The sequence below is a fragment of the Acidimicrobiales bacterium genome (assembly GCA_034521975.1).
Classification (GTDB): Bacteria; Actinomycetota; Acidimicrobiia; order Acidimicrobiales; family SKKL01; genus SKKL01.
In genome coordinates this window covers 323,488-341,958 of sequence record JAXHLR010000004.1, presented here as the reverse complement: position 1 = coordinate 341,958, position 18,471 = coordinate 323,488, and the positions used below count along the sequence as shown (strand labels likewise).

The window sequence follows — 18,471 nt, the reverse complement described above, 5'->3', positions numbered from 1 at the left end:
ACCGAGATGAAGCTCACCAAGCACCACGGGTTGCGCAACGACTTCCTCGTCGTCCTCGACGAGACCAACGACGCGCCGGTGACCGCCGGCCCCGAGCTGGCGCGCGTGCTGTGCGACCGCCGGTCCGGGATCGGTGCCGACGGCCTCATCCACGGCGCTGCCCCCGGGCCCGGTGACGAGCCCGGGTCCGATGTGGTGATGCGGCTGTGGAACGCGGATGGGAGCCGGGCCGAGATGAGCGGCAACGGCATCCGGTGCCTGGCCCAGGCGGTGTCCAGGGCTCGAGGCTGGGCCAGCGGCACGATCGTCGCCGCCACCGATGCCGGTCCCCGGCAGCTGGAGGTGACCGAAGGCCCCTCCCCGCGTGAGGTCACCGTGCGGGTCGACATGGGCGAGGTCGGCGCCGGGCCCGGGGCAACCGGCATCGAGCTCCCGTTCGTCACCAAGGACGTGGCCACCGCCGACCTCGGGAACCCGCACTTGGTCGCCTGGGTCGAAGATCCGGCCGACATCGACCTCGAATCGGTGGGCCCTGTGGTCGAGTCGGCGTTCCCCGACGGCATCAACCTCGAGGTGATCGCCCCGGGCATCGTCCACGGCACGCTGTCGTTTCGGGTGTGGGAGCGAGGGGTCGGCGTCACCGAGGCCTGTGGTACCGGTGCCTGCGCCGCCGCGTTCGTCGCCCACCAGTGGGGTCTGGTGAACGCCGCCGCCGAGGTGGCCATGCCCGGCGGGACGGTGCTGGTCGAGCTGGTCGACGGGCGGGCGATGCTGCACGGACCCGCGGTGCACATCGCCGACATCGAGATCGACGACCGGGAGCTCGCCGGTGGGTGAGCGGCGCGACGATCGGGGCGCCCAGCCCGACGAGACCCACCGGGGTGCGTTCGGCGAGCACGGCGGCGAGCAGGGTGCGTTCATCGAGCGTGCCTTTCGTGAGCGGATCGTGCTCGTGGGCGTCACCGCTCCCGGCGAGACCGACGACGACACCGAGGCGAGTCTCGACGAGCTGGCCCTGCTGGTCGACACCGCAGGTGCCGACGAGGTGGCCAGGGTGGTCCAGCGGCGTGGCGCTCCCGATCCCGCGACCTATGTCGGCAAGGGCAAGGCCCAGGAGATCCTCGAGGTCGCCGAGTCGGTGGACGCCGACACGGTGGTGTTCGACGACGAGCTCAGCCCCGCCCAGCAACGCAACCTGGAGACGATCCTCGGCCGGTCGGCCATCGATCGCACGGCGGTGATCCTCGACATCTTCGCCCAGAACGCCCACACCGTCGAAGGCAAGGCCCAGGTCCAGCTCGCGCTGCTCAGGTACCGGATGCCACGCTTGCGCGGGCGAGGCAAGACCCTCTCGCAGCAGATGGGTGGCATCGGCGCCCGCCGCGGCCCGGGCGAGACCCAGCTCGAGGTCGATCGGCGCCGCGTCACCCGGCTGATCCACAAGCTCGAAGCCAATCTCCGCGAGATCGCACGGCACCGGGACAACCAGCGCAAGTCCCGCCGCCGCTCCCCGTTCCAGAAGGCGTCGATCGTCGGCTACACCAATGCCGGCAAGTCCACGCTGCTCAACCAGCTCACCGATGCCGGAGTGCTGGTGGAGGATCGTCTCTTCGCCACCCTCGATGCCACCACCCGCCGGCTCCAGCTTCCGGGCGGTGAGACCGTGCTGGTCACCGACACGGTGGGCTTCGTCCGCAAGCTTCCCCACCAGCTCGTCGAAGCGTTCAAGTCCACCCTCGAGGTGGTTGGCGAGTCCGATCTGTTGGTACACGTGGTCGATTCCTCGGCTCCGGATCCCGGCGCCCAGATCGAGGCGGTGCACGACGTGCTGGGCGCGATCGGCGCCGGCGACGTACCCGAGCTGCTGGTGTTCAACAAGTCCGACCTGGCTCCGGTCGCCGCCCGCCAGCTCGTGGCCGCCCATCCCGGGTCGGTCGCGGTCTCGGCGACCACTGCTGACGGGATCGATGCCTGCCTCGCCACCATGTCCGAGCGGCTCCGGTCGTTGACCCACCTGGTCGAGCTGATGGTTCCCTTCGAACGGGGCGATGTGCTGGCCGCGGTGCATCGCGAGGGCGAGGTGCTCGATGAGCACGCCGCCGAGTCCGGCATGCGCCTGCGGGCTCGTCTCGGCGACGCGTCCTGGGCCCGGCTGTCGGAGTTCGTCATCGGCTGATTCTTCACCGGGTGTGGTTCCATGAAGGGGTGACCGCACCCGGATTCGTCCCCCCACCGTATCCCTACGACCGCCTCGACGGGTTGAAGGCGGTGGCTGCCGCCCACGAGGGAGGTGTGATCGACCTGTCGATCGGCACCCCCTGTGACCCACCGCCCGACGCGGTGGTGGCCATGCTTGCCGGTTCGGGCGCCGAGCGGGGATACCCGCCTTCGATCGGGACCGCGGCCTTTCGAGAAGCGGCCGCGGCGTGGCTCGAACGTCGATTGGGTGCTGTGGTGGAGCCCAGCGCCGTGGGGGCGTGCATCGGCACCAAGGAGCTGGTGGCCGGCATTCCCCAGTGGCTGAAGCTGCGAACCCCCGCACGCGACACGGTGCTGTACCCGGCGATCAGCTACCCCACCTATGAGATGGGCGCCGTGCTCGCCGGTTGCCGCGCCGTTCCCGTCGCGGTCGACGCCGACTGGCGGCTCGACCTGGCTTCCATCGACGACGCCGATGCGGCCCGGGCGTTGTGTCTGTGGGTGAACACCCCTGGGAATCCCGCCGGAGGTCTCGACGACCTCGGTGCCGCCGCGGCCTGGGGTCGCGAGCGAGGGGTGACGGTGCTCTCCGACGAGTGCTACGCCGAGTTCACCTGGGACGGTCCTGCCCGCACGATCCTCGCCTCGGGACCCGATGGGGTCCTCGCCGTGCACTCCCTCTCGAAGCGCTCAAACCTGGCGGGGATGCGGGCGGGCTTCTACACCGGCGACGCCGATCTGGTCCACTACCTGCAGGAGGTGCGCAAGCACGCGGGGTTCATGCTGCCGGGACCGGTCCAGGCCGCGGCGGTGGTCGCGTTCGGCGACGACGTCCACGTCGACGCCCAACGCGACACCTATCTGGGTCGGCTGCAGCGGTGCGCCGCCGTGCTCGCGGGCAGCTACGGCATCGACGTGTCGTTGCCCGGAGGCGGGTTCTACCTCTGGGTGCGAGCCCCCGACGGTGATGCCTGGGCCTTCGCCCGGCGCCTCGCCGAGGATGCCGGCGTGCTGGTCAGCCCCGGCGAGTTCTATGGGCCGACGGGTGCGAGCCACGTCCGGCTCGCCATGGTGCAGCCCGACGACCGGATCGATCTGCTCGAGCAGCGCCTGAACTGACCGAGCAGACACCTGGGCGAACACCGTCCGCGCGAGGATCCAGGGGAAACCACCGTCAGCGGCAGTAGCCTCTGGCGTGTGGCGGGGACCCCCTCATCCCGCCCCGGCCAGAGGGAGGATCATGGGCGGTCCCGATCGAGCGAGCGCGGCGGCACGCAGCATCGCGCTGATCTATGTGGCCATCGCGTCCGTGTGGATCCTGCTCAGCGACGCGGTCTTCGGGGTGGTCGGCGACCCGCTGAGCTCGGTCTGGGGAAACATCGTCAAGGGCCTGGGCTTCGTCGCGGTCAGTGGGTACATCCTCTACCACCTCATCGTCGGCATGTACCGACGAATGAACCGGCTCGACGAGGAGCTGGCCAGCCAGACCGAGCTCCAGGCGGCGCTGTTCAACCTCAGCCCCGAGGCCATGTGGGTGTACGACCCCGAGACCCTCGAGCTGCTCGAGGTCAACGACACCATGGTGCGCCGCTACGGTCGACGTCGCGAGGAGCTGCTCTCGCTACGCACCACCGATCTCGGTCCGATGCCGGGCTCGGATCGCATCGTCCACTTCGTCTCCGGCGGTGATCGGCGGAGCGAACCGAGCCTGCTGCTGCACTTCGGTCCGCACGGCGAGCACCGGTGGGTCGAGGTGGTCGCCCACCCCATCGAGTGGCACGGCCGAGTGGCCATGTTGGCGCTGAGCCGTGACATCACCGCCCAGAAGCGGGCCGAGGACGCGCTCCGTGCGAGCGAACGGCGGCTGGCGGGGGTGCTCACCTCCATGCAGGAGATGGCCTTCTCGATCGACCTCATCACCGGCCGCATCGCCTACCTCAACGAGGTGGCGGGCGAGGTGCTCGGTCGCGACCCCCGCGACCTGTTCGTCACCGTCGACGACTTCAGTCGGTTCGTCCACGACGAGGACCGCGACATCTACTACCAAGCCATGCGCGACGTGGTGACCGAGGGCTGGATCGACACCGAGTTCCGCATCGAGCAGCCCGATGGCTCCCCGCGGACCCTGCACATCAGGGCGCGTGGGGTGGTCGGTCCGTCGGGGCGGGTCGAGCAGGTCGACGGGGTCGGGGTCGACATGACCCACCGCGAGGAGCTGGACGAGCTGGTCGAGCACCAGCGGTCGTTCGACCACCTCACCGGGCTGCCCAACCGGCTGGCGTTCGTGGCTGCGGTGGACGCGGTGCTGGCCGGGGGCTCCACCGAGACCCAGCCACCAGTGGTCGCGCTCTTCGACCTCGACCGGTTCGGGGCGGTGAACCAGTCCGCCGGCCACCACGCGGGCGATGCGGTGCTCTTGGCCGTGGCCGAACGGGTCACCGCCGTGCTGTCTCCCGGGATGATGGCCGCTCGGGTCGGTGGCGACGAGTTCGCGGTGTTCAGCCCACCCGGCACGATGGCCGCCGACGAGCTCGTCACCCTGCTGCAGAACGCGGTCGACGGAGTGTTCACCATCGACGACTACGAGTTCTTCGTCACGATGAGCGTGGGACTGGCCGAGAGCGACGAGGCTCGCGACGCGGAGAACATGCTCCGCGATGCTCACCTGGCGATGACCGCAGCCAAGGCCCGCGCCGGCGGCGTCGAGTACTTCCACCCTGCACACCGCGCCCTGGTCACCGAGCAGGTCAAGGTCGAAGGCGAGCTTCGCCGGGCGGTCGCCGACGGCGAGCTGAGGGCGGTGTACCAGCCGCTCGTCTCGCTGAGCACCGACCGGGTGGTGGGGGTCGAGGTGCTGGCCCGGTGGCAGCACCCCCAGCGGGGTCTGGTGCCGGCGGCCGAGTTCATCGAGGTGGCCGAACGCAGCGGCCTCATCATCGATCTCGGAGCCGAGATCCTCGACCAGGCCTGCCGGCAGGCCGCCGACTGGCGTCGCCGCTACGGCACCGCCGCGCCGCGGGTGTGGGTCAACCTGTCGCGGCGCGAGCTCGACACCGACGATGTCGCGACCCGGGTCGCCAAGGCCATCGCCGCTCACGGGCTGCCACCGTCGGCGGTGGGGATCGAGGTCACCGAGACCGCGTTCGTCGCCGACATGGGGCCGGGGGTGGCGGCGATGGAGGAGCTCGCCGCCGCCGGGGTGGAGCTGGCGCTCGACGACTTCGGCACCGGGTGGTCGTCGTTGCAGACCCTGAAGTCGTTTCCCTTGTCGGTCGTGAAGATCGACCGGTCCTTCGTCGCCAACGTGGGTGAGTCCGAGGAGGACGCCCAGATCATCAAGGCGGTGATCGGCATGGCCAAGGGGATGTCGTTGACCACCCTCGCCGAAGGGCGTCGAGACCGCCGATCAGCTCCACCATCTCCGGCGGCTGGGGTGCGACCAGGTCCAGGGCTATCTGTTGGGCCGTCCCGGTTCCGCGGCGAGGATCGACGAGATCCTCGACACCGGCGGTAAGCCCACCGTCTTCTACCGGTAGCCGGCGCTACAGGTAGCCGAGCTCGGACGCTTCGCGCTCGAGCTCCTCGCGGAAGGCGGGGTGGGCGATCGCGATCAGCGCACGCGACCGCTCGCGGATCGAGCGGCCTCGCAGCTCGGCGACCCCATGCTCGGTCACGACCTTGTCGACGGTGTTCTTGAGGGTGGTGACCGCGGAGCCGGTGGTGAGCCGCGACCGGATGCGCGAGAAGCTGCCGTCGCTGGTGGTGGAGTGCAGCACCACGAACCCTTGACCACCGTCGGCGTAGGTCGATCCCCGGGCGAAGTCGGCCTGTCCACCGCTGCCTGACCAGTACCGTCCACCGATCGTCTCGGAGGCGCACTGGCCGAGGAAGTCGACCTCGGTCGTGGCGTTGATCGAGACGAAGTTCGGCTCGGTGCCGATGACCCGTGGGTCGTTCACGTAGTCGACCGGCAAGAGCTCGACCGCGGGGTTCTCGTGCATGAAGTCATAGAGCGCCCGGCTTCCCATGGCGAAGGTCGTGACGTGTTTGCCCGGTCGGCGGAGCTTTCGGGTGCCGGTGAGCACCCCGCGGTGGACCAGGTCGATGATGCCGTCGGACAGCAGCTCGGTGTGCAGGCCGAGGTCGCGGTGGCCCGACAGCTCGCCCAGCACGGCGTTGGGGATCGATCCGATGCCGGCCTGGATGGTGGCGCCATCGGGGATGCGCTCGGCGACGAACCGGGCGATGGTGCGGTCGGTCTCACCTGGTTCTGCTGGCTCGATCTCGAACAGGGGGTAGTCGGCCTCGGTCCAGCCGATGGTCTGGCTGACATGGATCGAGTTGCGCCCGAAGGTCCGCGGCATCGCGGGGTTGGCCTCGACGAAGAACGGGACCCGGCCGATGAACGGCGAGACGTAGTCGGCGTTGGTGCCGAGCGAGAAGTAGCCGTGGCGGTCGGGAGGGGACACCGCGGCGATGACCAGCCGGGGTTCGGGGAGCCGGCGCAGCAGGCGGGGAAGCTCGCTGAAGTTGCACGGCACCAGATCGACCGTGCCCTTGTGGAAGTACGGCCTGGTGATGTGGGATAGAAAGTACGAGGTGTGGTCGAGGCGGCCGGCCCAGCGCCCGTTGAGGTAGTCGCGGTCGTACAGGGCGTGCATCTGGTGCACCCGCACGCCGCGGAGGCCGTCAGCTCCGGACTCGATGGCGTCGAGCACCGTTCGTGGTTCGCCGTTGGCGAGGGGCACGATGATGCTGGTGCCGGGCGAGACGTGCGAGAGGACCGCCTCCGGGCTGGTGGGTGACAGCGACGGAGGTCGTGGAGTCGTGGCGCTCACGGTGTCAGTCGTAGCAGGAATCGCAGCCGATCGCGCCCGGTCGGGGTCGGGCGCGCCGGCCCAGCGGCGATAGTCTCGGCCTCCATGGCAGACCTGAAGGCTCGAATCGAACGGATCTGGGACGAGCGCGACACCTTCGATGTCGCCGATCCCGAGGCCGGCGCCACCATCCGCGACGCCATCGCCCGCCTCGACGCGGGTGAGGAGCGCATCGCCGAGGTGGTGCCCGACGGGAGCGAGATGGGCGAGGTGCTGGTGAACCAGTGGCTCAAGCACGCGGTGTTGCTGCTGTTCAAGATCTCGCAGATGAAGACCATCGAGCTGGGGCCGTTCGAGTACGCCGACAAGATCCCGCTCAAGGCCGCCTACGAGGCGTCCGGTGTGCGCGTGGTCCCGGGCGCGTCGGCCCGGTGGGGGTCGTTCCTCGACCGTGGCGTGGTGCTGATGCCGAGCTATGTGAACATCGGTGCCCGGGTGGGGGCCAACTCGATGGTCGACACCTGGGCCACGGTCGGGTCGTGCGCCCAGGTCGGCGAGAACGTCCACCTGTCCGGTGGCGTCGGCATCGGTGGCGTCCTCGAGCCGCCGCAGGCCGCGCCGGTGGTGATCGAGGACGAGGCGTTCATCGGGAGCCGGTCGATGGTGACCGAAGGTGCCCGGGTCGGCGAGGGTGCGATGCTCGGCGCCGGGGTGGTGCTCAACCCGTCGATCCCGGTGATCGACGCCGAGACCGGCGACGAGGTGTCGCGGGGGATCGTGCCGCCGTGGTGCCTGGTGATCAACGCCACGCGTGCGAAGGTGTTCCGGGGCGGCACCTTCGGCTTGCCCTGTGCGCTCATCATCAAGCGGTTCGCCGAGGGTGAGCGTCACGACAAGGCCACGCTCAACGACGTGCTCCGGGAGCACGGCGTCTCGATGTGAGCTCTGACACCGATCTGCTCCAGCTCACCGCCGAGCTGGTCGACCTGCCGTCGCCGTCGTTCGCCGAGGGACCGGTGGTCGACCATCTCCAGCGCGAGCTCGAGGCGGTGCCGTCGCTTCAGGTAGATCGCGTGGGCGACAACCTGGTGGCCCGCACGTCGTTGGGCCGCGACACCCGACTCATCCTGGCCGGTCACACCGACACGGTCCTGCCCAACGGGAACGAGACCGCCCGCCTCGATGGGGACACGCTCTGGGGTGTCGGCTCCACCGACATGAAGGGCGGCTTGGCGGTCATGCTCGAGCTGGGTCGCACCGTGACCGAGCCCGTGGTCGATGTCACCTACGTGTTCTACGCCCGCGAAGAGGTGGCCAGGGTCCACAGCGGCCTGAACGAGCTGTTCGAGCAGCGGCCCGACCTGCTCGAGGGTGATGTGGCCTTGTTGGGCGAACCGACGTCGGCCGCGATCGAGGCCGGGTGCCAGGGGACCCTGCGCTATGTCATCGGCCTGGCCGGCCGTCGGGCCCATCCCGCCCGGGCGTGGATGGGGGTGAACGCCATCCACCGGCTGAGCCGGCTGCTGGCCGTGTTGGAGCTGTACGAGCCGCGCCGTCCGGTCATCGGCGGGTGCGAGTTCCACGAGGCGCTCCTGGCCACCGCCGTAGAAGGTGGGGTCGCCGGCAACGTGGTGCCCGACTCGGCGCACCTCACGATCAACCATCGGTTCGCGCCCGATCGGGATCTCGAGGAGGCCGAGGCCCATGTGATGGAGGTCTTCGACGGGCTGTTCGGTCCCGAGGACACCATCGAGCGGGTCGATGAGGCCGGGGCGGCCTGGCCCGCTACCGACCACCCGCTGGTGCAGAGACTGATCGAGCGCAACGGCTTGGAGGTGCGGGCCAAGCTGGGTTGGACCGACGTCGCCCGTTTCGCCGCGGCGGGCATCCCTGCGGCCAACTTCGGACCGGGCGACGCCACCATCGCCCACGCCCCCGACGAACACGTCGAACGCCACGATCTCGAGATCGCCTACGCCGCCCTGCACGATCTGGTGACCGGCGGCGCCTGAGGAGCGTCGAAGGCGCAGACCTGGCACCCGGTGTCGAGGTGGCGGCGGGGACCGAGGTCAGTCCGGGTTGGCCAGCCGTTCGGTGAGGGCCGCGTCCTTGGCCCGGGCGGTCTCGGCGAGAGTGCCCTGGAACCGTTCCATGGCGGCTCGCAGGTCGGGGTCGGTGGCAGCGAGGATTCGCACCGCGAGCAGGCCGGCGTTGCGGGACCCGCCCACCGACACGGTGGCCACTGGCACTCCCGCGGGCATCTGCACGATGGACAGCAGCGAGTCCATGCCGTCGAGGTGCGCCAGGGGGACCGGTACCCCGATGACCGGCAGCGGTGTCACCGAGGCGAGCATGCCGGGCAGGTGGGCGGCGCCTCCGGCGCCGGCGATGATGACCTGCACCCCGCGGTCGGCGGCCTCGTGACCGTAGGCGATCATGGCGTCGGGGGTGCGATGGGCCGACACGACCCGCACCTCGCGGTCGATGCCGAACTCGTCGAGCACCTCGACCGCTCCCTGCATGGTCGGGTAGTCCGAGTCGCTACCCATCACGACGGCGACGCTCACTGGTTCGGCTCCTGTGCTGATGGCGGGTCGGGGTTCATGGCCGGTCGGGGTTCATGGCCGGTCGGGGACCGGGTCGCCGAGTGCTGCCACGCCAGCCCGGGCCCGGCTCCTGGCGTCGGCGACGGTGTCGGCCAGCACGGTCACGTGGCCGAGCTTACGGCCGGGTCTGGGTCCCTTGCCGTAGAGGTGCACCGCGGCACCCGGCACGCCCAGGGCGGTGTGGAGGTGGTCGAGGGGGTCGCGGCCGTCGGCGTGGCCGAGGATGTTGGCCATGACCACTGCGGGAGCGACCGCGGCGGTGGCCCCGAGCGGCAGCCCGGCCACGGCCCGCAGGTGGTTGGCGAACTGCGAGGTGACCGCGCCCTCGATCGTCCAGTGACCGGAGTTGTGGGGGCGGGTGGCGACCTCGTTGACCGTGACCCGGCGACCGTCCCAGAACAGCTCGACGGCGATGATGCCGACGGCGCCGACCACCTCGGCGGCAGCGGTCGCGACCTCGACGGCCTCGGAGGCCACATGGGGTTCGATCCGGGCGGGCACGATCGTCTCGCGGCAGATCCCGTCGGCCTGCACCGTCTCGACGACCGGGTAGGACACGGTGGCCCCATCCGGGCTGCGGGCGATGACCACGGCCAGCTCGCGTTCGAGCGAGATGCGTTCCTCGAGCACGAGGGTGGGGCAGGGATCGCCCATCTGGGCGAGGAGCGCGTCGAGCGCTGCCTGGTCGTCGAGGATCCACACGCCCCGCCCGTCGTATCCGCCGCGGGCGGTCTTGACCACCACCGGCCATCCGAGGTCGGTGCCCGCCGCGGCGGCACCCGGGGCATCGTCGACGATGCGGTGATGGGGGAGGGGGAGCCCGGCCGCGGCGAAGGCGCGCCGCTGGTGGGCCTTGTCGGTGGCGAACCGCAAGGCGGTGGCCGGAGGCCGGGCGACGGCCGCACCGGCGGATTCGATGGTGTCGAGGGCGTCGAGGTCGACCAGCTCGTGGTCGAAGGTCATCACGTCGCAGGTGGTCGCGAACGCGGCGAGATCGGCGGCCGAGTGTGGATCGCCGGTGGTGGTGTCGGGGCTGACGAGGGCAGCGGAGTCGGTGGGCGAGGCGACCATCACCCTGAAGGGGATGCCGAGGGCGATGGCCGCCTGGTGGGTCATGCGGGCGAGCTGTCCACCACCGACCATGCCGATGGTGGGCGGTGGGTGTGGCGTGGAGCCGGCAGCGGTCTCAGGCATCGCCAAGAAGCGTCGCACATCGGCGGGGGCGCCTCGCGCACCGGCGTCTCAGAGCTTGCGCATCACCGTGACGACCTTGCCGTAGACCACGACGTCGGCGGGGTCGAAGGCCATGGGCTCGAGCTCGGCGTTGGCGGGGACCAGCACGACCTGGTCGCCATCGCGGGTCCAGGTCTTGACCGTGGCTTCGTCGCCGGGAATGCCTGCCACCACCACATCGCCGGGGTCGGCCTGGGCTTGGGAGCGGGCGACGACGAAGTCGCCGTCGAGGATGCCGGCATCGATCATGGAGTCTCCCCGGACCCGGAGCATGAACAGGTCGCCGTCGCCGGTGAGGTCGGCGGGCAGGGGGACCACCTCTTCGATGTTCTCGTGGGCCAGCACGTCGGTGCCGGCGGCGACGTCGCCGACCAGGGGAACGTGGCGCACGGGCCGGCGTTCGATGTTGGGGCCCGAGCTGGCGTCCCAGCGCACCTCGATGGCGCGTGGCTTGGTGGGGTCGCGGCGCAGGTAGCCGAGCTTCTGGAGCGTGCGGAGGTGCGAGTGCACGGTGGACGGCGAGCTGAGCCCGACCGCCTCGCCGATCTCGCGCACCGATGGCGGGTAGCCGCGGTCGCGCATGTGGGCGTCGATGGTCTCGAGCACTTCTCGCTGGCGGATGGTCAGCATGGATTCGGTCACGGCAGGTCCCCTTCGGTCGAACGCCTGTTTGTGTCACGGTACCACCAGCGGTGGCGGGAGACAAACATCTGTTCGACCCGTGCTTGACACGAACGCCTGTTCGTGTTTGGGTGGAGGTCGAACAGCCGTTCGTCGAACGATCGTTCTACCACTTGAACCTCTGCCGGGCGCGGATGGCCGCGAAGGCGGGGTCGAGCGCTCGCTGTCACACCCTTCGCTGTCACACCCCCTGGAGAAGATCAGAACCATGGTTGCCATCTCCACCGACTCACCCCGCTGGCTCGAGCCCCATCATCGCGAGGCCACCGTCATCGACCCCCCACCGCTGCGGCTGGCCTCCGGCGGCGAACGTGTCGAGCCCGTCAACGCCGTGTCGCGCCTGCTGGCGGTCATGGCCGTCGTGGCCCTGGCGGTGGTCGTGGCGGCGGGCACGATCACCCTTGGGCGAGTCCTCGACTCCCAGCGCGGCATCCCGGCTTCGGCATCGGTCGCCGCCGAGGCCGACCCGTCCTCGCCGGTCGGGGGGTAGCGGGGCAACCGAGGTGCGCGGTGGCTGGTTCGACCACTAGCGTCCAGCCGGTGAAGTGCCCCGGCTGCGCGAACCTCGACGACAAGGTCGTCGACTCGCGCCAGTCCGATGACGGCAGCACCATCCGCCGACGTCGCCAGTGCCTCGAATGTGGCCGGCGGTTCACCACCTTCGAGCGGCTCGAGGAGCTGCCGCTGGTGATCGTGAAGCGCTCGGGCGACCGCATGCCCTTCGACCGCACCAAGGTCATCGCCGGGGTGATGGCGGCGGCCAAGGCCCGTCCCGTCACCGAGGACGCGGTCCAGGCGCTGGCCACCCAGGTCGAGGACCAGCTGCGGCTGCTCGGTACCGAGGTCACGACCGAGCAGGTGGGGCTCAGCGTGCTCGAGTCGCTCCGCGAGCTCGACCAGGTCGCCTACCTGCGCTTCGCCAGCGTCTACAAGGGCTTCGACGAACCCGCCGACTTCGAGCGCGAGGTCGCGGTGCTCACCAAGGCGACCGAGCCCAAGCGCCACTGATCCGCGGCGTCGCCCCCTCAGCCCGCATCAGGTCGCGGCGTGGCGGGCGATGAACTCCAGTTGACGGTCGGTGGCCATGGTGGCGATGGCGGTGGGGAACGCCACGAAGCCGTGGGGGCCTTCGGGGAACACGAGGACCTCGGCGGGGTTGCCGGCAGCTCGCCAGCGCGCGCCCATGAACAGCGAGTCGTCGAGGAGCGGATCCTGATCGCCAACGGTGAACAGGGCGGGTACCAGCCCGGCCAGGTCGGCATAGAGCGGTGACACCGTGGGGTCGCGGCGCTGCTCGTCGGACAGGTCGAGGGTGAAGCAGTCGCTGAACCAGGCCAATGTGGCCCGGGACAGGATGAGGGCGCGCTCACCCCAGTTGCGGGCGCTCGGCGTCTGGGTCAGGTCGAAGACGCCGAAGACCAGGTTGGCGGCGACGAACGGAGCCACGGTCGCGTTGCGGTCGCGCAGGCGCAACAGGGTGAGGGCGGCGAGGTGGGCGCCGGCGGATTCGCCGCCGATCATCAGGCGATCGGTGCCGAACTCGGCGGCCGCGTGCTCGATGAGCCAGGTCGCCGCCGCCTCGCAGTCGTCGGGACCCGCCGGGAACGGGTGCTCGGGAGCCAGCCGGTACTCGACGCTCACCACCGCGACGCCGCACCGGTGGGCGATGGTCGACAGGAGCAGGTCCTGTTGGTCGGCGGCGCCGAGGACGAATCCGCCGCCGTGGAGGTGGAGGTACACCGCGCGCGGGTCGTCGGGCGCCACCACCCGAACATCGATCGGGCCGATGTCGGTGTCGATGGTCCGGGTGGTTGCGTCGTCGCTGGTCACCACCGGTCCCATCCAGCTGTCGCCGTCGAGCCGGGCCCGCCTGGTGACCTCGGCCCCCACCTGCTCGATCGGCGGCTGTCCCGCGATCAGCTCCTCGACCGCGGTGTTGACCGCCCGCATCTCCTCGGCGGCCTCGTCAGGTACCTCCACCCATTCGATCATCGCTGGGAGGTTAGCGCCGCGTCAGGCACCATTCGCCGTATCTTCCAACGGCACGTCGGTGGCAGCGGTTGCAGGACGACCTCCAGGTGAATCCACTCTGCCGGCACAGAACGCTCCAGAACGGCACATCTCGCCGGCAGAGTTCCTTCGCTCGACGTTGGGCGGCCTCCACGGAGGGGTGCCGTGACCCCACCCGTATAACAGCGGCTGGTGGCTTCCGCTCGGTCGCACACCGTCGCCGTGTGGCACTTGGAGGGCGGTCTCAGTGTGGCGCCCACGATGTCGATGGCCGTCGGCAGCCACCTCCGCCATCGCCCAGAACCGGAGTGTCTGTCGGCCCGAGTTGTCGCCGCTGCAGCTCTCTCCGGCGACTCGCTCAGCATCCTCGATTCGATCGTGAGTTCTGGACCTGTTGCCGAACGGTACCGCTATTGGTACCATCGATGAGTGGCCAAGCTCGACGAGACCGTGGCTGCGATGCGTAACGCACCGCAGAACATCTCGTACCACGATCTTCACTCGGTGTGTGCCCACTTCTTCGGGGAACCACGTCAGAGCGGGACATCCCACGCTGTGTTCAAGACCCCCTGGCCGGGCGACCCACGGGTGAACATCCAGAAGTCCAAAGACGGCGAGGCGAAGGCCTACCAAGTCCGGCAAGTACTCAAGGCCATCGACAAGCTGCAGGAGGAGCAGAAGTGACCGACATCAAGCACTACGCCTACCGAGTTCTGTGGTCGGCTGAGGACGGCGAGTTCGTCGCTACCGTGGCTGAGTTCCCGTCACTGTCATGGCTCCACGTGGACCAGGCCAAGGCACTACGGGGACTGGTCGATCTGGTCGCCGACGTCGTCGCCGACCTGGAGGCGAACGGTGACCCGGTCCCGGAGCCGATCGCCGAGCGGCGCTTCTCTGGAAGGTTCAACGTTCGCGTTCCCGAGTCCCTTCATCGTGAACTGGCTCTGTCCGCCGCACAGGAGGGCGTGAGTTTGAACAGGCTCGTCAGCGACCGGCTTGCTCGCAGCTGACCCAGTCCCTTCGCCGCGACCACCTGAGAGCAGATGCCCCCACCGCCGGCTGACGCTGTTCTGTGTCCTACCAGCCGTCGGTCCCCTCCCAATCCTCCAGCTGGGCAGAGGAAGGTCGCCCGGCACCTCGTCGGGCGTGGCCCATCTGTGGTTCAGCATTGCACGATCGAAAGCCGCCCACCGATCCGCGTCCCAGCTCGAGGACGCGTGCGGCCAGCCGCCCCGTGTGATGCAAGTTCGTCGCGGGCGGGGCCGTGGCGTCGCCCCGCTTGGCGGTCAGTGGCGCACGTAGCGAAGGAGCAGCTCGCCGTCGTGCTGCCAGGCCCGAGCGAGGTCGAGCGTGAGGGGTTCGGCGAGGGTGGGCCCGTGCGAGCCGCGGTGCGACTCCCCGCCGGCGAGGATGGGGCCGATGGTGAGACACCACTCGTCGATGAGGTCGCCGGCGAGCAGCAAGCCGTTGAGGGTGGGTCCGCCCTCACAGACCACCACCGAGGCCCCGGTCCGGTCGCCGAGCAGGCGCACGGCGATGGCGGGGTCGACCAGGCTGTCGCCGGCGTCGATCACCTCGGCCACCTGGTCGAGGCGGTGGCGTCGCTCGTCGTCGACGGCGTTGGTGGCGACCAGCACGATCGGGCGCGACTCCGGGGTGGCCTCGCTGAACAGGGGGAGGTCGAGATCGACGTCGCCGCGGTTGGACACCACCGCGAGGCGCGGGAGGGGAGCCTGGCCGCGGGCGATGCGTTGGTCGCGGCGGGCAGGGCCGGCCTTGGGTGGCCGGTAGCGCTCGGCGGTGACGGTGCCCGACCCGGCGAGTACCACGTCGGCGATCGACCGCAGGGCACCGAAGACGGCCATGTCGGTGTCGCTGCCCAGGTCGCCGGACACCCCTGCGGAGGTGGTGGTGGCTCCGTCGGCCGAGGTGACCATGTTGACCGCGACCCACGGTCGGTGTGGCGGCGCGGGTCGGGCCTCGGCGGCGATCAGCGCCGCCACGTCGTCGGGATCGATCGGTTCGGCGGTGGTCTCGCCAGGGTGGAGGGGAAGCCGGCGCAGCATCGAGGCGACCCTAGCGGGACGATCGCGAGAAGGGGCGGTCAGAATCGGGGCTCGTCGTCGGGGGCGAAGTCCTCCCAGCTCGGTGTGGCATCGGCCGGTTCGGGGTCCGGGGGGTGACCCGCCGGGGGTCGGCCGGCGGTGCTGACGAGCACGGCGAGGGCGGTGGTGATGGGGACGGCGGCGACGAGACCGATGCTGCCGACCAGGGTCCGTACGATCTCGATGGCGACCGCCTCTTGGCCGAGGAGCTGGCCGATGGGGCGGTCGGATTGGGCGAAGAACAGCATGAGCGACAGCGAGGCCCCCACGTAGGCCAGCACGAGGGTGTTGACGGTGGCGGCGATGTGGTCCCGGCCGACGCGCAGGCCCCCCTGATAGAGGCGGCGGGGGCTCATGGTGGGGTCGGCCGCTCTGATCTCGGCGACGGCGGCGACCTGGGTCACGGTCACGTCGTCGAGCACGCCGAGGGCACCGATGATGATCCCCGCCAGGAGCAGGCCGGCGGGATCGAGAGCCTCGGCGCTGACCCTGATCAGCTGGACGTCGGCGCTGGACAGGCCGGTGAGGTGGGCGAGTCCGACGAAGACGGCCGCGAGGGTGGCGATCACCACGAGGCTGGCCATGGTGCCGACGAGGGCGACGGTGGTGTTGAGGCTGACGCCGTGGGCCAGGTACAGGGTCGCGAACGCGATGAGCGAGGTGGCGACGAGGGCGACGGCCACCGCCGGCTCGTCGCGAAGCAGCGACGGCAGCAGGAACCAGACGATGATGCCGAAGGTGACGACGAGTCCGACCAGCGCCCTGGCGCCGTGCCAGCGGCCGAAGATCAGGATCACGATCACGAAGAGCGCGGTGAGGGCGATGAGGGGCGTGTCGCGCTGGTGCTCCCAGTAGGTGTAGGCGAACTCGGGTGGGGCGAGCGGGTTGTGCTGGAGGACGAGTCGGTCGCCGACCGACAGGGTGGGGACGTCGAAGTCGATGGCTGCGACCTGGAAGGTGATGATCGAGCCTTCGTCGGGCCCACTGGTCAGCTCGGCGCTGACGAGATCGCAGTCACTGGGGGCGTCGAACTCGAAGGTGGGGCACTCGCCGTGGTCGATGTCGACGACGGTGGCACGGGGGTAGGCGAGGCCGGCGATCGACGCTCCGGTGTCGGGGGCATCGCCCCGTGGCCACCAGACGATGAGTCCCGCGATGGTGGTGACGGCCACCGCGGCGACGATCCCGAGGATGATGCGCACCGCGAGGTGCTGGCGGCCCCCGTCGACCAGGGCGGTGTCGTCGAGGTGGCCGTGCGCGTGGTCGGCGCGGCGGGGCTCCGGTGGGTGCTCGCGCTCGCGGTCGTCGTCGTCCACCCCCGATGTGATAGCGGAATCCGGCCGCCGGCTGGGGGAGGGTCGGAATGGATGGGCGGTGGAGATGGTTGAACGCCACTCCACCCTCGAGTTCGCCGCCCGTCACCTCATGGTGTCCAAGGTCCGGGGCCGCTTCGGCTCCTACTCGGACACGATCACCATCGCCGAGGATCCACTCACCTCCTCAGCGAGGACTTCTTCGCGGTCGACCGGCACCCCGAGATCACCTTCCGGTCCATCGCGGTGCGCCCCGCCGGCGACGTCGACGGCGAGCTCACCGTCCGGGGTGTCACCCAGGCCATCACCCTGCCCGCCGAGCTCGAAGGTGTCGCCAAGGACCCGTGGGGCAACGAGCGGGTCGGGTTCTCGACCCAGATCGAGATCGACCGCGAGGCGTTCGGCCTCACCTGGAACCAGGCGCTCGAGACCGGTGGCGTGCTCGTCTCCAAGACGGTCAAGATCGACATCGACGTCCAGGGCGTCCGGCAGGCCTGACACATCGACCGCCATGGTTGTGGGGAGGTGTCCTGTGGATGAACCCCCGTCGTCCACAGGCAATTCACAGGATCACCCCCCTTACGTTCCACAGGCAAGGTTCTCTAGCCTGGGTACCAGATACCCCAAGGCGATAGGCCGGACGGAACAGTGGGAGCGTCCCCGGTTGTCGCTGGCGAGTCGGACAAGACGCTGTGAAGCAGGATCGAACACCTGACGGGGTGGCCGCGACCTTGCTTCGAACCTGTCCGGCCTGTCGCCTTCGGGGTGGCCCGGCGGCCCGCTTCAGACCACCGCGTCGACGATGACGACGGTGGCCGACACCGCGGCGAAGGCCAGCACCGCGGGTCGCATCCAGCCCTGGTCGAGCACCGAGTGCGAGCGTCGACCGATGATCACCCCGGCCACGACCAGCGGTGCGAGCCCCGCGCCCAACCCGAGCTGGCCGGCGGTGAGCGACCCGGTGACGCCCAGGGCGAAGAGGGACACGACGGTCCCGATGAGAAACGACGCCGACAGCGTGGCTCGGATCGTCGGACCGCTGCTGTACTGGTAGAGCAGGGCGAGGGGCGGGCCGCCGATGCCCCCGGCGGTGCCGGTGATGCCCGACACCGCGCCGGTGGCCGCCTGGGTGCCGGGCCGCACCGGTACCGGTGGGGCGGCGATGCTGGCCAGCACCACCAACAGGATCATCGAGCCGATCACCGCCTGCAGGGTGCTGGTCGCGACGGTCGCGACGATCCAGGCGCCGAGGGCGGTGCCGGGGAGTCGCCCACCGATGATCCAGCCGAGGCCGGTGCGGTCCAGCGAGGCCCACTCGTGGCGCAACATGGTGATCGACACCGGGATCCCGAGCACGATCACCGCGGCCGGAAGCGATTCGGGCAGCACCAGCGCCAGGACCGGGACCGTCACCAGGTTCATGCCGAACCCGATCGAGCCCTGGATGGTGGCGCCGACGAGGGTGGCGATCGCTGCGGCCACGACGGCGACGAGGGTCAGCTCCATG

At 70.1% G+C, this 18,471-nt stretch carries 19 protein-coding genes; 11 read left to right on the top strand and 8 right to left on the bottom strand.

Features of this window, described 5'->3' with window-relative positions:
• Nucleotides 1-6: 6 nt before the first annotated feature.
• The 4 genes from dapF to U5K29_05930 all read left to right on the top strand — a co-directional run bounded on the left by dapF (nucleotide 7) and on the right by U5K29_05930 (nucleotide 5,713).
• Nucleotides 7-837, top strand: coding sequence for a diaminopimelate epimerase (gene dapF, locus U5K29_05945; protein MDZ7678073.1), 831 nt, complete (start codon nucleotides 7-9; stop codon nucleotides 835-837).
• Nucleotides 830-2,176 (top strand): GTPase HflX, encoded by a 1,347-nt coding sequence (gene hflX / locus U5K29_05940; protein ID MDZ7678072.1) that lies wholly within the window; start codon nucleotides 830-832, stop codon nucleotides 2,174-2,176. Before dapF ends, hflX begins: the two co-directional genes overlap by 8 nt.
• A gap of 29 nt (nucleotides 2,177-2,205) precedes the next feature.
• The gene (locus U5K29_05935) at nucleotides 2,206-3,318 is read left to right on the top strand and encodes an aminotransferase class I/II-fold pyridoxal phosphate-dependent enzyme (GenBank protein MDZ7678071.1); all 1,113 of its coding nucleotides are present in this window, start codon (nucleotides 2,206-2,208) and stop codon (nucleotides 3,316-3,318) included.
• Nucleotides 3,319-3,439: 121 nt separating this feature from the next.
• Nucleotides 3,440-5,713 carry an EAL domain-containing protein gene (locus U5K29_05930; protein MDZ7678070.1) on the top strand — a complete coding sequence of 758 codons (2,274 nt, stop codon included), beginning with the start codon at nucleotides 3,440-3,442 and terminating at the stop codon, nucleotides 5,711-5,713.
• A 28-nt stretch (nucleotides 5,714-5,741) separates the two neighbouring features.
• Here the strand turns inward: U5K29_05930 and U5K29_05925 are convergent, their stop codons facing one another.
• The gene (locus U5K29_05925) at nucleotides 5,742-7,037 is read right to left on the bottom strand and encodes an acetyl-CoA hydrolase/transferase C-terminal domain-containing protein (GenBank protein MDZ7678069.1); all 1,296 of its coding nucleotides are present in this window, start codon (nucleotides 7,035-7,037) and stop codon (nucleotides 5,742-5,744) included.
• An 84-nt stretch (nucleotides 7,038-7,121) separates the two neighbouring features.
• Between U5K29_05925 and U5K29_05920 the strand changes: the two genes are divergently transcribed.
• Nucleotides 7,122-7,958 carry a 2,3,4,5-tetrahydropyridine-2,6-dicarboxylate N-succinyltransferase gene (locus U5K29_05920; protein MDZ7678068.1) on the top strand — a complete coding sequence of 279 codons (837 nt, stop codon included), beginning with the start codon at nucleotides 7,122-7,124 and terminating at the stop codon, nucleotides 7,956-7,958.
• The gene (gene dapE, locus U5K29_05915; GenBank protein ID MDZ7678067.1) at nucleotides 7,955-9,028 is read left to right on the top strand and encodes a succinyl-diaminopimelate desuccinylase; all 1,074 of its coding nucleotides are present in this window, start codon (nucleotides 7,955-7,957) and stop codon (nucleotides 9,026-9,028) included. The genes U5K29_05920 and dapE overlap by 4 nt, the downstream gene beginning before the upstream one ends.
• A 57-nt stretch (nucleotides 9,029-9,085) precedes the next feature.
• On the opposite strand, the gene purE is transcribed toward dapE, so the two are convergent.
• The 3 genes from purE to lexA are packed head-to-tail and all read right to left on the bottom strand — an operon-like array spanning nucleotide 9,086 to nucleotide 11,497.
• Nucleotides 9,086-9,583, bottom strand: coding sequence for a 5-(carboxyamino)imidazole ribonucleotide mutase (gene purE, locus U5K29_05910; protein MDZ7678066.1), 498 nt, complete (start codon nucleotides 9,581-9,583; stop codon nucleotides 9,086-9,088).
• Nucleotides 9,584-9,634: 51 nt separating this feature from the next.
• Nucleotides 9,635-10,816 carry a 5-(carboxyamino)imidazole ribonucleotide synthase gene (locus tag U5K29_05905; protein MDZ7678065.1) on the bottom strand — a complete coding sequence of 394 codons (1,182 nt, stop codon included), beginning with the start codon at nucleotides 10,814-10,816 and terminating at the stop codon, nucleotides 9,635-9,637.
• Between the two features lie 48 nt (nucleotides 10,817-10,864).
• Entirely contained in the window at nucleotides 10,865-11,497 is a 633-nt protein-coding gene (lexA, locus tag U5K29_05900) for a transcriptional repressor LexA (protein ID MDZ7678064.1), read from the bottom strand.
• 247 nt (nucleotides 11,498-11,744) lie between these two features.
• Between lexA and U5K29_05895 the strand changes: the two genes are divergently transcribed.
• On the top strand, nucleotides 11,745-12,026 hold the full coding sequence (locus tag U5K29_05895; GenBank protein ID MDZ7678063.1) for a hypothetical protein: 282 nt from the start codon (nucleotides 11,745-11,747) through the stop codon (nucleotides 12,024-12,026).
• A gap of 50 nt (nucleotides 12,027-12,076) precedes the next feature.
• The gene (gene nrdR, locus U5K29_05890) at nucleotides 12,077-12,544 is read left to right on the top strand and encodes a transcriptional regulator NrdR (GenBank protein MDZ7678062.1); all 468 of its coding nucleotides are present in this window, start codon (nucleotides 12,077-12,079) and stop codon (nucleotides 12,542-12,544) included.
• Between the two features lie 27 nt (nucleotides 12,545-12,571).
• Here nrdR and U5K29_05885 read toward each other — a convergent pair whose 3' ends face one another.
• Complete coding sequence (locus U5K29_05885; GenBank protein MDZ7678061.1) at nucleotides 12,572-13,528, bottom strand: alpha/beta hydrolase; 957 nt, start codon at nucleotides 13,526-13,528, stop codon at nucleotides 12,572-12,574.
• A gap of 447 nt (nucleotides 13,529-13,975) precedes the next feature.
• On the opposite strand from U5K29_05885, the gene U5K29_05880 reads away from it, so the two are divergent.
• Both U5K29_05880 and U5K29_05875 read left to right on the top strand, forming a co-directional pair.
• A complete protein-coding gene (locus U5K29_05880) occupies nucleotides 13,976-14,230 on the top strand; it encodes a hypothetical protein (GenBank protein ID MDZ7678060.1) in 255 nt (84 codons plus the stop codon).
• Entirely contained in the window at nucleotides 14,227-14,556 is a 330-nt protein-coding gene (locus U5K29_05875; protein ID MDZ7678059.1) for a toxin-antitoxin system HicB family antitoxin, read from the top strand. Before U5K29_05880 ends, U5K29_05875 begins: the two co-directional genes overlap by 4 nt.
• Before the next feature lie 276 nt (nucleotides 14,557-14,832).
• On the opposite strand, the gene U5K29_05870 is transcribed toward U5K29_05875, so the two are convergent.
• Both U5K29_05870 and U5K29_05865 read right to left on the bottom strand, forming a co-directional pair.
• Nucleotides 14,833-15,612, bottom strand: a complete 780-nt coding sequence (locus U5K29_05870) for a dihydrofolate reductase family protein (protein MDZ7678058.1) — start codon at nucleotides 15,610-15,612, stop codon at nucleotides 14,833-14,835.
• A 38-nt stretch (nucleotides 15,613-15,650) separates the two neighbouring features.
• On the bottom strand, nucleotides 15,651-16,967 hold the full coding sequence (locus U5K29_05865; GenBank protein ID MDZ7678057.1) for a YibE/F family protein: 1,317 nt from the start codon (nucleotides 16,965-16,967) through the stop codon (nucleotides 15,651-15,653).
• 222 nt (nucleotides 16,968-17,189) lie between these two features.
• On the opposite strand from U5K29_05865, the gene U5K29_05860 reads away from it, so the two are divergent.
• Complete coding sequence (locus U5K29_05860) at nucleotides 17,190-17,462, top strand: YceI family protein (protein MDZ7678056.1); 273 nt, start codon at nucleotides 17,190-17,192, stop codon at nucleotides 17,460-17,462.
• Between the two features lie 285 nt (nucleotides 17,463-17,747).
• Here U5K29_05860 and U5K29_05855 read toward each other — a convergent pair whose 3' ends face one another.
• On the bottom strand, nucleotides 17,748-18,470 hold the full coding sequence (locus tag U5K29_05855; protein ID MDZ7678055.1) for a sulfite exporter TauE/SafE family protein: 723 nt from the start codon (nucleotides 18,468-18,470) through the stop codon (nucleotides 17,748-17,750).
• Nucleotide 18,471 lies beyond the last annotated feature (1 nt).